We start from the raw sequence: 13,379 nt of genomic DNA on the forward strand, positions 1-13,379 counted from the left end.
TAATGTCCATCACTAGCTCGCCGGCTGCTCCTGCTGCACCAGTTTCACGCTGGCCGAGTTGATGCACAGGCGCAGGCCGCTGGGCGCGGGGCCGTCGGGGAAGGCGTGGCCTTGGTGGGCATCGCACACATTACAAAGCACTTCGATGCGCGTCATGCCGTAGCTGGTGTCTTTCTTGTAGCGGATGGCGCTTTCCTCCACGGGCTGCGTGAACGAAGGCCAGCCGGTGCCGGATTCGAACTTCGTGCGGGAGTCGTAGAGCGGCGTGCCGCAGCACACGCAGGCGTAGAGGCCGGCTTCGTGGGCCTCGCAGTACTCGCCGGTGAAGGCGCGCTCGGTGCCGTGCTCACGCGTGACGTGGAACTGCTCGGCCGTGAGCAGGGCGCGCCACTCGGCGGGCGTTTTCTCCACGCGGCGCGGCGAAGGAGTAGGATGGTTGGCGAGGCGGATAACGTCGTTCCAGGTTTGCATATCGGAATTGTGAGGTAAGCTTTAGCTTGCCGGATGAGTTCGGCAACAAGGGAGTTGATAAAACGCGGCCGGGCCCGGGAGGTTTTCAGCGGCCCTGGTCAGACGCTATTTCACCCCGTTCCTTACAGCAACGACTCCAGCAGCGCCAGCCCGGCCGGCCAGTCGCCATAGCCGCTGGCGGTGTTGATGTGGCCGGCCTCGCCGATATCGACCAACTCACTGCCCCAGGCCTCGGCAAAATGCCGGGCGCGGGCGGGCGTGGCCCAATCATCATTCTGGCTGAACACCACTTTGCTGGGAAAAGGCAGCCGGGCCAGCGGCATCGGGGCGAAGCCGGTGGTGGGGAAAGCGGCGTAACGGGCGGTTTCCACGTCGCTGGGGGCCACCAGCAGCGCACCTTTGATGCGGTGACCGTACTGGCCGGCCCAGTGCGCGATGGTGGCGCAGCCCAGGCTGTGGGCCACCAGCACCACCTGGCTCAGGTCTTCGCCGTCAAGGGCATCTTCGAGGCGGGCGACCCATTCGGCGCGGTCGGGCACGTCCCATTCGCGCTGCTCGATTCGGGTAAAATCCGGCTGCGTACGTTCGAAATACGTTTGCCAATGGTCGGGGCCCGAGCTGCCGAGGCCGGGTACGATGAAGACGCGAGTGGTTTCTTGCATGACCAAAAGTAGCTTCCTGATTCCTTCTTCCCCATGAAAATTCTTTCCGCCGCCCAAACCCGTGCACTCGACCAGGCCACCATTGCCGGGCAGAGCATCACCTCGGCACAGCTGATGGAGCGCGCCGCCCAGGAGTTGCTGTTTTGGTTTTACGGCCACTATGGCCACGGCCGGGTGCCCGCCGATACGCTGCTGCTCTGCGGCCCCGGCAACAACGGGGGCGACGGTCTGGCCCTGGCCCGCCTGCTACACGGGGCCAACTACGCCGTGCGCGTGGCCCTGCTGCCCGCCGACAGCTACTCGGCCGACTGGTGGCACAACCGCCAGCGCCTGCCCGCCGCCGTGCCGGCAGCCGAAATCGGCGCCGAAGCCCTGCCCGCCATTTCGGCCGATACCGTGGTGGTAGATGCCCTATTTGGCACCGGCCTCAGCCGGCCGCTGGCGGGACTGGCCGCCGCCGTGGTGGCCCATCTCAATGCGGCCCGGGCCCGCGTGGTAGCCGTGGACATTCCCAGCGGCCTTTTCGCCGATGCGCCCCAGCCAGCCGCCAGCACCGTGGTGCGGGCGCGGCACACCGTGAGCTCCGGCCTGCCCAAGCTGGCTTTCCTGCTGCCACAGAATGCCGAATTTGTGGGCGAATGGGAGGTGGAGGACATCGACCTGAGCCCGCAGTTTATCGCCGATACCGCCACGCCCTGGCACTATACCAATGCCGCCGCCGTGGCCGGCCAGCTGCCACCGCGCCCCAAATTCAGCCACAAGGGCACCTTTGGGCACGCGCTGCTGCTGGCCGGCAGCCGAGGCAAGATGGGCGCGGCCGTGCTGGCAGCGGGGGCATGCCTGCGCAGCGGCGTGGGCCTGCTCACGGCCCACATTCCCGGCTGCGGCTACGACATCTTTCAAATCAGCCAGCCCGAGGCCATGTGCCTGACCGATGCACAGGCCGATTTCATCAGCGAACTACCGGATTTATCCCCCTACCAGGCCGTGGGCATCGGCCCGGGCCTGGGGCAGGATGCAGCCAGCCTCGCCGTGCTGCGCCAGCTGCTGGAAGCGGCCGCCAAACCCCTCGAAAAAACCGGCCAGTCCCTGCCCCTCGTCATCGACGCCGACGCGTTGAACCTGCTCGGCCGCCACCGCGAGCTGCTGAAGCTGCTACCCGAAAACACTGTCCTCACCCCTCACCCCAAGGAGTTTGAGCGCCTTACCGAGCCCGCCCGCGACGACTACCACCGGCTGGAGCTGCTGCGCGATTTCGCCACTAGATACCGCTGCCTGGTGGTGCTGAAAGGGGCCTACACCTGCCTGGCCACGCCCAGCGGCGAGCTGCACTTCAACAGCACCGGCAACGCCGGCATGGCCACCGGCGGCAGCGGCGATGTGCTCACGGGCGTGCTGCTGGCCCTACGCTCCCACGCGCAATTGCCGGCCTTCGAGGCGGTGCGGTTGGGCGTGTACGCCCACGGCCGGGCCGGCGATTTGGCCGCCGCGCAAACCGGCCAGGCCGGGCTAGTGGCCGGCGATATCGTGCGCCACATTGGTCCGGCGCTGGCCGAGGTGTAGCACCTGCTTCAGCTTGTGCTACTTCCCTACCAGGTACAGCACGGCAGGCACCAGCAGCACGCCGTCGGCCAGCAGGGCATAGAAATAGTCAGAGCGCCGCTCCTCGGCCAGCAAAATTACGGCCGCTGCTGCCAGGCCCGTGAGCCCCAGCCCCAGCGGCGGCACGCCGCGCTCGAAGCCCAGCAGCATGGCCCCGGCCAGGAAGGCCAGCGCCACGGCCCGCGCGCCGGCCACGCCCAGCACCACCGGAAAAGTTTGGGTGCCGGCCGCCCGGTCGCGGCTCAGGTCGCGGATGTCGAACACAATGGTGAGGGCCAGCACCAGGCAGAAGCGTTGCGCCAGCAGCCCCAGCACCTCGGCCAGCGGGCGGTGCTGGGCCAGCGCGGGCAGCCCCACCGTGATGGCCGACCACACGCCCGCAATCAGAAAGCCCTTTAGCAGCGGTACTTCGCGCAGGGCCCGGCGCTGCCCCTGCCAGCGCACCAGCGGCCACGAATACACCAGCGCCAGCAGCGTGAGGGGCAGCAGCGCCGGCAGGTAGCGCCACCAGCCATCGGCCAGGAAAAGGTAGCCGGCCGCCAGGGCTGCCGCGCCGGCCAGCCCCGCCAGCAGCTGGCGGTGCCGCTGCTGCCAGGCCTTGCGCCCCGAGCCGGCGGCCGGCTGCCGGTGCTTGAAGGGCAGCACGGCATCGAGGTTATACACCAGGAGGGTGGCGGCAAACACCAGGGCCACCACCCGGCCGTTCACGCCGCCATCGGCGGCTGGCCAGCGCCGGAACGAGGCCGCCGTTTGGGCCGCTGCCGCGCCGGCTAGCCACACGCTGCTAAACAGCACGGCATCGAGCACCCGCCGCAGAAAACTGCGGGCGGCAACCGAGGCGGCTGAAGAAGCTGAAGAATCCACGGAGCGAAGGTAAAACGGGCCGGCCGCCGGCTCCGGGCATGGTACGCGAAAAAGGCGAAGCTGCCTCGGTTTGAGGTTATGCTTCGCCTTTCCGCAGGAGGTGCGCCTCAGCTAAGAATAAGAGGCTGTTTAAGTTAGCGAATAATACCGCTGGAACGGTGTAGCGACGCATCCTGGCGTCTGGTCGTTGAAGGAAATCGCCCAACGACCAGACGCCAGGATGCGTCGCTACACCGTTTAAAATCAGAAGAATTAACTCAAACAGCTTCTACGCCTTGCGGTCGCCGAACGTCTCTTCGTAGAGCTTGATGCTGTCGTTGATGATGCGGTAGGCATCTTCCTTGCCCATGAAGCGCTCCACGGTAACGTGCTTGTTGTGCTCCAGGGCCTTGTAGTCCTCGAAGAAGCGGCGCATTTCGAGCAGCGTGTGGGGCGGCAGGTCGGAGATGTCGTTGTAGTGGTTCACCGAAATATCGTTGGCGGCCACGGCGATGATTTTATCATCTTCCTCGTCCTGGTCCACCATCTGCATCACGCCGATGACTTTGGCTTCCACGAGGCACATGGGAACGATGTCGACCGACGAAAGCACCAGGATATCCAACGGGTCTTTATCGTCGCAGTAGGTTTGCGGAATGAAGCCGTAAGCGGCGGGGTAATGCACGGCCGAGAACAGCACACGGTCGAGTTTCAGCAGGCCGCTTTCCTTATCGAGCTCGTATTTCGCCTTGCTGCCTTTGGGAATTTCGATGATGGACTGGACGACGGTAGGAGTTTCGTCGCCGCGCGACACGTCGTGCCAGGGGTTGAAATGAGTCATAAGAGGGATGAACAGACGCCTACCTGGCGGCTGGGGATGTCAAAATTACGAGTAGATGAGGGAGTTTGTTAATAAAACGTGCCGAGGCCACTGTGGGTCCACGCGGGAGCGCCGCGAACAGCCGGCATCAACCGAATGTTGCGACACCTGCTGCTCGCGGCGCTCCCGTGCGGCCTCGCAGCGGCCCCAGCACTACCGGCCCAGCACTTCGCGCAGCGGCACCCCCGAGCAGCCGCTGGGCTCCTGAATGTGCAGAAACTGCGCGATGGTAGGCGCGATATCAATGGTGTGCACGGCAGCCGACGACTCCCCGTGCTTCACGCCCCAGCCCCAGAACAGCAGCGGCACGTGCGTATCATACGCGCCGGCCGAGCCGTGGGTGGTGCCCTTCACCACGGGGTAGGCGTAGGCTTCGAGCCAGCCGGGGGCCAGCACGGTGAGCACATCGCCGGAGCGCGGGGCGTAGAAACCGTTTTCCTGGTACATGCCCAGGCCCTCGCTCCAGTGGGCGCGCTGCAGGTCGAGGGCGGTGAGGGCCTGCGTGACGCCGGGCAGCGTGAGCAGGGCGGCGGCCACGTCCTGCTGGGCTTTGCCGAGGTCGATGTTCTTCCTTTTGAGCAGCGAGCGGTTGAGGTACACCTGCTGGTTTTCGTAGCTGAGCACCCACTGGCCGGCACCGTACTGGCGGGTGAGGGCGCGCTGCACCGAGTCGCGGATAACGGACGGCCCCACGCCGCCGCCGGGCAGGCGGTGGGCCTGCGAGAAGCCCACGGCATGGGCCGCCGCGTGGTCAGCGGTGAGGAAAACGAGGGTCTGGCCCCGGCCCACCTGCTTGTCGAGGGCCTCAAACAGGCGGGCCAGCTCGCGGTCGAGGCGCAGGTAGGTATCCTCGGCTTCGATGGAGTTGGGGCCGAACTGGTGGCCTACGTAGTCGGTACTGCTGTAGCTCAGGGCCAGGAAATCGGTGATGCCGCGCTGGCCCATCTGCTCCTGGCGCAGGATTTCGAGGGCGAAGTCGGTGGTGAGCGAATTGCCGAAGGGGGTGCTGCGGATAAGGTCGAGATTCTGGGTGGGCGGCTGGGGGTTCTTGCCATCGCCCGAGTTTTTCAGCACGGGCGTCACCGAGGCGGGCGCACCGGCCGAGAGCACGGGCAAATCGTGCGGAAACACGGGCTTGCTTTCGCCCTTGAAGGCGGCTTCCCACGGCACGTCATCGGCCGAGCTTTCGGTGTAGCCGGCAATGGGCAGCAGCGTGTTCCAGGGCTTGGCGAGGTACTCGGCGGCGTGGCCGGCGGCGTTGAACTTCGTCACCCAATCGGGCAGGGTCTTCTGGTAGAAGGTACTGCTGATGAAGGCCCCGTTGGTGCCGTCGTACCAGTAGGCGGCGGTGGCCGAATGGCCGGCCGGCAGGATGCTGCCCCGGTCCTTCATGCTCACGCCAATGGTTTTGGCCTGGAAATTCGTGGCCAGGCGCAGTTCGTCGGTGATGGTGGTGCTGAGCATATAGCGCGGCGACATCTGGCCGGCCGCCGCCGTGCCGCCCACGGCCTGCACGGTCTTGTCCTCGGTCACGTAGGTTTCGCGGCCTTCCTCGCGCACCCACCAGTTGTTGCCGATGATGCCGTGCACGGCCGGCGTGGTGCCGGTGTACACGCTGGCGTGCCCGGGACCGGTGTAGGTAGGCACGTAGTTGTAGTGGCAGCTTTCGTAGCTGAAGCCCTCGCCCAGCAGGCGCCGGAAGCCGCCGGCCGGGTACTTGCTCCAGAAGCGGTAGATGTAGTCGTAACGCATCTGGTCGACCACAATGCCCACCACCAGCTTGGGGCGTTGAAGGGTTGAGGGTTGAGGGTTGAGGGTTGCGTTTTCTGCGGGTTGCGGAGCAGCCCAGCCCCCGAAAGGCAGCGCCAGCAGCAAGGCCAGGCGGAACCGTAACATCTTTTTCATGTGGTTTCGGGTAGAATAAGACCCAGGGACAAAGATACCCGCTCCTTGCCTGTCCGCACCCGTTCCCGAATTGGCCCCTTACCCGACTCATGAGCAACTCAACCCTCAACCCTCAGAACTCAACCCTTCCACCCGCCCTCATCTTCGACATGGACGGCGTGCTCGTCGACAATACGCCCGTGCAGGCCCGCGCCTTCCAGCTCCTCTTCCGCGACCTCGGCCTCACGACCAAAGCCCTGCCCCTGCTCAAGCGCCTCAACGGCATGCCCGCCGGCGAGATTATTCAGCACGTCTTCCGCCATCCCATCCCCAAAAAGCAGCTCGACAGCTACGCCGAGCAGCGCGAGTTCCTCTACCGCACCCTGTACTGGGACAAGCGCCGCGCCCTGCCCGGCCTCGTTGATTTCCTGAAAGCTGCCCGCGCTGAGGGTCACAAAATCGGCCTCGGCACCGGCTCGGGCGGCCCCACGCTCAGCTACATCCTCGACCACCTCGACCTGCGCCGCTACTTCGACGTGGTAGTCGGCAAAGACGACGTGCCCAGGGGCAAGCCCCACCCCGACACCTATTCCCGCACCGCCGCCAAGCTGGGCGTAGCGCCCGAAAACTGCATCGTGTTCGAAGATGCCGTGCTGGGCGAGCAGGCCGCCTACCGCGCCGGCATGCGCTGCGTGGCCGTGACGACTTCCCTGAAAGCAAAGGATTTTCAGGCCCCACTCACTACCATCAACGACTTCACCACCCTCACGCCCGCCCAGCTCCTAGAGATGCTGGCGCAGCAGCCCGACGTGCCCCAGCCACAAAAGCGGCGCGGCTGATACTGCAATGCCCGAAACAAAGCAGGCCCCGACGTTGAACGCCGGGGCCTGCTGATGCGATAGTGGCGGCGTAGGAGCTTACTCCACCGTCAGGCGCACCGCTTTAGTGCCGGCGCGCACCACGTACACGCCCGCCGGCAGCCCTACCGGCAGCGCCAGCGCGGCCGTGCCCGTGGCGTCGGCCGGAGCTGAAGTCACCTGGCGGCCCAGGGCGTCATACACCGTAACCAGCGTGCCGGGCAGCGCCCCCGTGAGCGTGGCCGTGCCGGCGTGGGCCGGGTTGGGGTACAGCGCCAGCCCGGCGGCCGCGCCCGATAGCCCCACCGTACGCACGGGCGAGTAGCTGAACGTGCCATCCGCATCGACCTGCCGCAGGCGGTAGTAAATAGGGGCTTGGGGACTTAGGGGCTTGGGGACCTGGTTATCCAGGAGGCCGTAGGTGCGGGGGCTGCTGCTGCTGCCCGCCGCCGCCACCGTGCCCACGCGCCCGAACGTGCGGCCATCGAGGCTGCGCTCCACCTCAAAGACCAGGCTGTTCTTCTCGCTGGCCGTGGCCCAGGCCAGGCGCACGGCGGCCGGGCCGGCGGCCGTGGCGGTGAAGGCCGCCAGCTCGACGGGCAGGGGCGCGGGGCCCTGGTTCAGGCGCACGATGAGCGCGTTGCTGCTGGAAATGGCCAGGGCATCCAAGTCGCCGTCGTTGTCTACGTCGCCCAGCACCACCATCGCGAGCATTCCGGTCACGGCCGGGTTGGGGTTGGTGAAGGGGGCCGCGAAGGTGCCGCTGCCGTTGTTGAGGCGCACGCTCAGGCTGCCGGAATTGTTGGCCGTGAGCAGGTCGAGGTCGCCGTCGCCGTCCACGTCGCCCAGCGCGGCAAAGTTGGGGTTGGTGCCGGTGGGCACATCGGTGCGGGTGCCCAGGCTGCCCGTGCCGTCGTTGCGCAGCACCGTGGCCACGTTGGTGCCCGAGCCGGCCACGGCCAGGTCCAGGTCGCCGTCGCCGTCGAGGTCGCCCAGCACCAGGCCGTTGGGCCCGGCGGCCACGGCCACTTCCGCATTGGCAGCCGGCGCGCTAAAGCCCCCCGTCCCATCGTTGAGGCGCACGCTCACCGTATTGGCGCTGATATTGCCCGTGGCGAAGTCCAGGTCGCCGTCGCCGTCGAGGTCGCCCAGGGCCACGCTATACGGGCCATTGCCCACTGCTACTTCGGCCCCCGTGGCCGGGGCGCTGAAGACGCCGCTGCCGTTGTTGAGGCGCACGCTCACCGTGTTGGCCGAGCCATTGGATACCACAAAGTCGAGGTCGCCGTCGCCGTCCACGTCGCCCGGGGCCACAATGGTGGGCAGGCTGCCAACCGGCACGTTCTGGCTGCCGCTGAAGCCGCCGCTGCCGTCGTTGAGGCGCACGTTGAGGGTAGCCGTGCTGCCCACGCCCACCAGCAGGTCGAGGTCGCCGTCGCCGTCCACGTCGGCCAGGGCCAGGCACACCGGCTGGGCGCCGACGCTCACCTCCGGCGCCGGCACGAAGGTGCCGGTGCCGGTACCCAGGCGCACGCTCACGGTGCCCGCGCCGTAGTTCGCCGTCACCACGTCCGGGTAGCCGTCACCGTTCACGTCGCCGGTGGCTAGGCACTGCGGATTGAGGCCCACGGCCGGGGCCGAGCCGGGCTGGAAGTCGCCCCGGCCCGGGCCGCTCACTGCCGTCGTGAACTGGTACACGCGCTTGCCGGCGGCCAGCCCGCCCGCCCCCAGCACGCCGGCCGGCAGGGTCACGCTCACCACTTCGCCGGGGGCGAAGCTGGTGCGCGGCGTGCCGGCCGTGGCCGCGAAGCTGGCCGTGCTGCCGGCCACCGCCACCGCGCCGGCCTTGCGGCCCCCAAGCTGGGCCGAAAACACCCGCATGGTGCCAGCCGAGGCCGCCGTGACCGGCTCCGTGAAGGTGATGGCCACGGCCGAGCCCGACGGGGGGGCGGTGCGGGCATTGGCGGCCGGGCTGGTGCCGGCCACGGCCAGTCGCACCGTGAAGGCGGTGCTGGCCACGCTGGGGCCGCCGGGCGTGGTCACGCTGATGCTTTGGGTGGGGCTGGCCCCGGCCGGCACCACGAAGGTGCAGGTGGTGGCCGTGACGGCGGTGGGCGACACGGCCACGCCGTTCACCGCCACCACGGTGGCCCCGGTGAGGTAGGTGCCGGTGAGGGTGACAACCGTGCCGGCCACGCCGCTGGTGGGCGCGAGGCTGCTGATGGTGGGCACCGGCACCACCTGGCGCAGCACCGACACCGTGTTGCTGCCATTGCTGGCTGCCAACAGGTCGGGGCGGCCGTCGCCGTCCAGGTCGCCCATGCTCACCGAAAGCGGATTCGTGCCGGTGGCGAAATCGGCTTTGGCGGCAAAGCCGACCGTGCCCGCCGCGCCCGTGTTGCGCAGCACCGATACCGTGGCGCTGCTGTAGTTGCCCACGGCCAGGTCGGGCCGGCCGTCGCCGTCCAAGTCGCCCATGCTCACCGAGCGGGGACTCGTGCCGGTGGCAAAGTCGGCTTTGGTGGCGAAGCTGACCGTGCCCGCCGTGCTGGTATTGCGCAGCACCGACACGGTGCTGCTGCCACTGTTGGCCACGGCCAGGTCGGGCCGGCCGTCGCCGTCCACGTCGCCGATGCTCACCGAGTAGGGCACGCTGCCGGTGGCAAAGTCCACTTTCGCGGCGAAATCAATGGTGCTCCCCGCGCTGGTGTTGCGCAGCACCGACACCGTATTGCTGCCATAGTTGGCCACCGCCAGGTCGGGCCGGCCGTCGCCGTCCACGTCGCCCATGCTCACCGAAAGCGGATTCGTGCCGGTGGCGAAATCGGCTTTGGTGGCGAAGCTGACCGTGCCCGCCGCGCTGGTATTGCGCAGTACCGATACCGTAGCGCTGCCACTGTTGGCCACGGCCAGGTCGGGCCGGCCGTCGGCGTCCAGGTCGCCCGTGCTCACCGAGTAGGGATACAAGCCAACGGCGAAATCGACTTTGGCGGCGAAGCTGACGGTGCCCGCCGTGCCCGTGTTACGCAGCACCGACACCGTGCTGCTGCCGTAGTTGGCCACCGCCAGGTCGGGCCGGCCGTCGCCGTCCACGTCGCCGATGCTCACCGCAATGGGAGTCGTGCCGGTGGCAAAATCGACTTTCGCCGCGAAGCTGACCGTGCCGGCCGCGCTGGTGTTGCGCAGCACCGACACGGTGGTGCTGCTACTGTTGGCCACCACCAGGTCGGGCAGGCCGTCGCCGTCCACGTCCCCGATGCTGACCGAGTAGGGCACGCTGCCGGTGGCAGCGTCCACTTTGGCGGCGAAGGCCACGGCCCCGCTCAGCGTCACCACAAAGGGCTGGCGGGCGTAGGCCGTCAGGGCGGTGGCCAGGTTAGTTACGGTGGGGTACTCGTAGGTGGTGCCCGGCGGCACGGTCACGCTCAGGCTGGTGGCGCCGGCCGCCGTCACGGCCGCCCGCGTGGCTCCGAAGAACACCACGTTCTGCCCCGCCACGGTGTTGAAGCCCGTGCCCGTGATGGTGACGCTGGTGCCCACCGGCCCGCTGGTGGGCGCGAAGCTGCTGATGACCAGCGGCACCACTTGGCGCAGCACCGACACCAGGTTGGTGCCGATGGTAGCCACCGCCAGGTCGGGCCGACCATCCCCATCCAGGTCGCCGATGCTTACCCAATAGGGACTATTGTCGGTGACGAAATCGACTCTGGCCGCGAAGCTGACCGTGCCCGCCGCGCCCGTGTTGCGCAGCACCGATACCAGGCCATTGTTGGTCACGGCCAGGTCGGGCCGGCCGTCGCCGTCCACGTCGCCCATGCTCACCGCAATGGGAGTCGTGCCGGTGGCGAAGTCGGTTTTGGGGGCGAAGCCGACCGTGCCCGCCGTGCTGGTATTGCGCAGCACCGACACCGTATTGTCGCTGTAGTTGGCCGAAACCAGGTCGGGTTGGCCGTCGCCGTCCACGTCGCCCATGCTCACCGCAAGTGGTCTCGTGCCGGTGGCGAAATCGGCTTTGGGGGCGAAGCTGACCGCGCCCGCCGCGCCCGTGTTGCGCAGCACCGACACCGTGGCGCTGCTGTAGTTGCCCACGGCCAGGTCGGGCCGGCCGTCGCCGTCCACGTCGCCCATGCTCACCGAGCGGGGACTCGTGCCGGTGGCAAAGTCGGCTTTGGTGGCGAAGCTGACCGTGCCCGTCGTGCCCGTGTTGCGCAGCACCGACACGGTGGCGCTGCCACTGTTGGCCACCACCAGGTCGGGCTGGCCATCCCCGTCCACATCCCCGATGCTGACCGAGCGGGGAAACGAGCCAACGGCGAAATCGACTCTGGCGGCGAAGCTGACGGTGCCCGCCGTGCTGGTGTTGCGCAGCACCGACACCGTGCTGCTGCTGTAGTTGACCACGGCCAGGTCGGGCCGGCCGTCGCCGTCCACGTCGCCCACGCTCACCGCAATGGGACTGGAGCCGGTGGCGAAATCGACTTTCGCCGCGAAGCTGACCGTGCCCACCGTGCTGGTGTTGCGCAGCACCGACACCGTATTGTCGCTGTAGTTGGCCGAAACCAGGTCGGGCCGGCCGTCGCCGTCCACGTCGCCGATGCTCACCGCAACGGGACTGGAGCCAGTGGCAATACTCGCTTTGGCGGCGAAGGCCACGGCCCCGCTCAGCGTCACCACGAAGGGCTGGCGGGCGTAGGCCGTCAAGGCGTTGGCTAGGTTGGTTACGGTGGGGTACTGGTAGGTGGTGCCCGGCGGCACGGTCACGCTCAGGCTGGTGGCGCTGGCTGCCGTCACGGCCGCCCGCGTGGCTCCGAAGAGCACCACGTTCTGCCCCGCCACGGTGTTGAAGCCCGTGCCCGTGATGGTGACGCTGGTGCCCACCGGCCCACTGGTGGGCGCAAAGCTGCTGATGACCGGCACCACCACGACCGTGAACGTGCTGGTGGCCGAGCTGGCGCTCACGAGCTGGCCGCTGGCCTGGGCCGTGGCGGCTACCGAGTGGCTGCCCTGCGCCAGGGCCGTGGGCTGTCCCAGCGAGAAGGTGCCGCCCGCCGTGGCCGTGGTGGTGGTGCCCAGCAGGCTGCCATCTACGTACAGGCGCACCGTGCTGCCGGCCGGGGCCGTGCCGCTGTAGGTGGGCGTGGCGGTAGTTACCGTGCCGCTGTTGGCGGGCGCGCTCACGGCGGGAGTGGCCGTGGCGGTGGGAGCAATGGCCGTGATGGTCATGGCCCCGTTGGCGGGCACTGCACTGGTGCTGTAGCTGATGGTGGTGCTGCCCGCCATTACCCACGACGAGCCGCCGCCACCGCCGCCGCCGGAGGCACTGCCGCCGCTGCCCCCCTGGCCGCCGCCGCCGCCGCCATAGTAGCCGCCGCCCCCGCTGCCCCCGACCCCGGTATTGGTACCGCCCACGCTGGCCGCCCCGGCCGAAGCACCCGTTGCCCCCGCCCCGGCGGCGGTGCTTGTAGCGCCGCCCCCCGCATACGCCGCCCCGGCTGCATAGCCGTTGGCCCCGGTGGGGGTGCCCCCGCTGCCGCCGGCATAATAGGCATCGAGCGCAACAGAATAGCCCTCGGCCCCGCCGCCGCCGGCCACCAGCAGCGCGTTGCGGCTGGTGAGGTAGTCGCCGGTGCTGGTGCCCGTGCGCCGCAGGTCGGTGGCGCCGCCGCCCCGGCCGCTGCTGCCACTGCCGCCCCCGCCGTTGTAGCCGTACGGAATGGAGTTGCCGCCGCCGCCAGGGCCGCTTGGGCTGCCCGTGCCGCCCACTTCCACGCGCAGGCTTTCGCCGGGCGTGACCGCCACGGTGGCCTGCACCACGGCCCCGTGGTAGGCCCCCGTGGCCACTACGGCCAGCTGGGTAATGCCCGCCGGCACTACGTAGCTCTGGGTGCCGCCGGTGCAGGCGAAGGAGGTGGTCTGGGCCCGGGCCAGCCCCGGCAGGGCCAGCAGCAGGGCCAGCAGCAGCCGGGTAACGACGGTTGCGGACGCGGGCGGGCCCAGGTGCGCCGGTTGCCCGGTGGCAGTGCAGCAGTTTTTCATAAGCAGGACCAAGAACCAGTCGGATACATCCTTCGGGTTCGCCTCCTGACCAGGAAAGCCTGCCGCAATTAATTCGAGATATATAGATACAACTGTAAAGGTAGCAGCTATACCTGCGTAGAAGCTGTTTAGAAAGCGCCGTGG

At 68.2% G+C, this 13,379-nt stretch carries 8 protein-coding genes; 2 read left to right on the forward strand and 6 right to left on the reverse strand.

The annotated features are described in order from the left end of the window. Positions 1-12 precede the first annotated feature (12 nt). Entirely contained in the window at positions 13-471 is a 459-nt protein-coding gene (gene msrB, locus HBN54_RS01935) for a peptide-methionine (R)-S-oxide reductase MsrB (protein WP_168671454.1), read from the reverse strand. A 122-nt stretch (positions 472-593) separates the two neighbouring features. After that, complete coding sequence (locus HBN54_RS01940; protein ID WP_168671455.1) at positions 594-1,190, reverse strand: RBBP9/YdeN family alpha/beta hydrolase; 597 nt, start codon at positions 1,188-1,190, stop codon at positions 594-596. Between HBN54_RS01940 and HBN54_RS01945 the strand changes: the two genes are divergently transcribed. Beyond that, positions 1,167-2,696 carry an NAD(P)H-hydrate dehydratase gene (locus HBN54_RS01945; RefSeq protein ID WP_168671456.1) on the forward strand — a complete coding sequence of 510 codons (1,530 nt, stop codon included), beginning with the start codon at positions 1,167-1,169 and terminating at the stop codon, positions 2,694-2,696. The two genes, HBN54_RS01940 and HBN54_RS01945, sit on opposite strands and share 24 nt — an antisense overlap. Before the next feature lie 18 nt (positions 2,697-2,714). Here the strand turns inward: HBN54_RS01945 and HBN54_RS01950 are convergent, their stop codons facing one another. The 3 genes from HBN54_RS01950 to pafA form a co-directional block, all read right to left on the reverse strand. Continuing rightward, on the reverse strand, positions 2,715-3,599 hold the full coding sequence (locus HBN54_RS01950; protein ID WP_168671457.1) for a UbiA prenyltransferase family protein: 885 nt from the start codon (positions 3,597-3,599) through the stop codon (positions 2,715-2,717). A 268-nt stretch (positions 3,600-3,867) separates the two neighbouring features. Next, positions 3,868-4,419 (reverse strand): inorganic diphosphatase, encoded by a 552-nt coding sequence (locus HBN54_RS01955; RefSeq protein ID WP_168671458.1) that lies wholly within the window; start codon positions 4,417-4,419, stop codon positions 3,868-3,870. A 192-nt stretch (positions 4,420-4,611) separates the two neighbouring features. Then, positions 4,612-6,363, reverse strand: coding sequence for an alkaline phosphatase PafA (gene pafA, locus HBN54_RS01960; RefSeq protein WP_235955341.1), 1,752 nt, complete (start codon positions 6,361-6,363; stop codon positions 4,612-4,614). A gap of 89 nt (positions 6,364-6,452) precedes the next feature. Here pafA and HBN54_RS01965 point away from each other — a divergent pair, with 89 nt between their 5' ends. Further along, positions 6,453-7,181 (forward strand): HAD family hydrolase, encoded by a 729-nt coding sequence (locus HBN54_RS01965; protein WP_168671459.1) that lies wholly within the window; start codon positions 6,453-6,455, stop codon positions 7,179-7,181. A gap of 78 nt (positions 7,182-7,259) precedes the next feature. On the opposite strand, the gene HBN54_RS01970 is transcribed toward HBN54_RS01965, so the two are convergent. Further along, positions 7,260-13,235, reverse strand: a complete 5,976-nt coding sequence (locus HBN54_RS01970) for an FG-GAP-like repeat-containing protein (protein WP_168671460.1) — start codon at positions 13,233-13,235, stop codon at positions 7,260-7,262. Positions 13,236-13,379 lie beyond the last annotated feature (144 nt).

This window comes from Hymenobacter artigasi, assembly GCF_012275535.1.
GTDB classification, from domain to species: Bacteria; Bacteroidota; Bacteroidia; order Cytophagales; family Hymenobacteraceae; genus Hymenobacter; species Hymenobacter artigasi.

Excerpts from the sequence above, each read along its gene's own strand:
- msrB (WP_168671454.1), bottom strand. The coding sequence starts at position 471 with ATGCAAACCTGGAACGACGTTATCCGCCTCGCCAACCATCCTACTCCT.
- HBN54_RS01945 (WP_168671456.1), top strand. The coding sequence starts at position 1,167 with ATGAAAATTCTTTCCGCCGCCCAAACCCGTGCACTCGACCAGGCCACC.
- HBN54_RS01955 (WP_168671458.1), bottom strand. The coding sequence starts at position 4,419 with ATGACTCATTTCAACCCCTGGCACGACGTGTCGCGCGGCGACGAAACT.
- pafA (WP_235955341.1), bottom strand. The coding sequence starts at position 6,363 with ATGAAAAAGATGTTACGGTTCCGCCTGGCCTTGCTGCTGGCGCTGCCT.
- HBN54_RS01965 (WP_168671459.1), top strand. The coding sequence starts at position 6,453 with ATGAGCAACTCAACCCTCAACCCTCAGAACTCAACCCTTCCACCCGCC.
- HBN54_RS01970 (WP_168671460.1), bottom strand. The coding sequence starts at position 13,235 with ATGAAAAACTGCTGCACTGCCACCGGGCAACCGGCGCACCTGGGCCCG.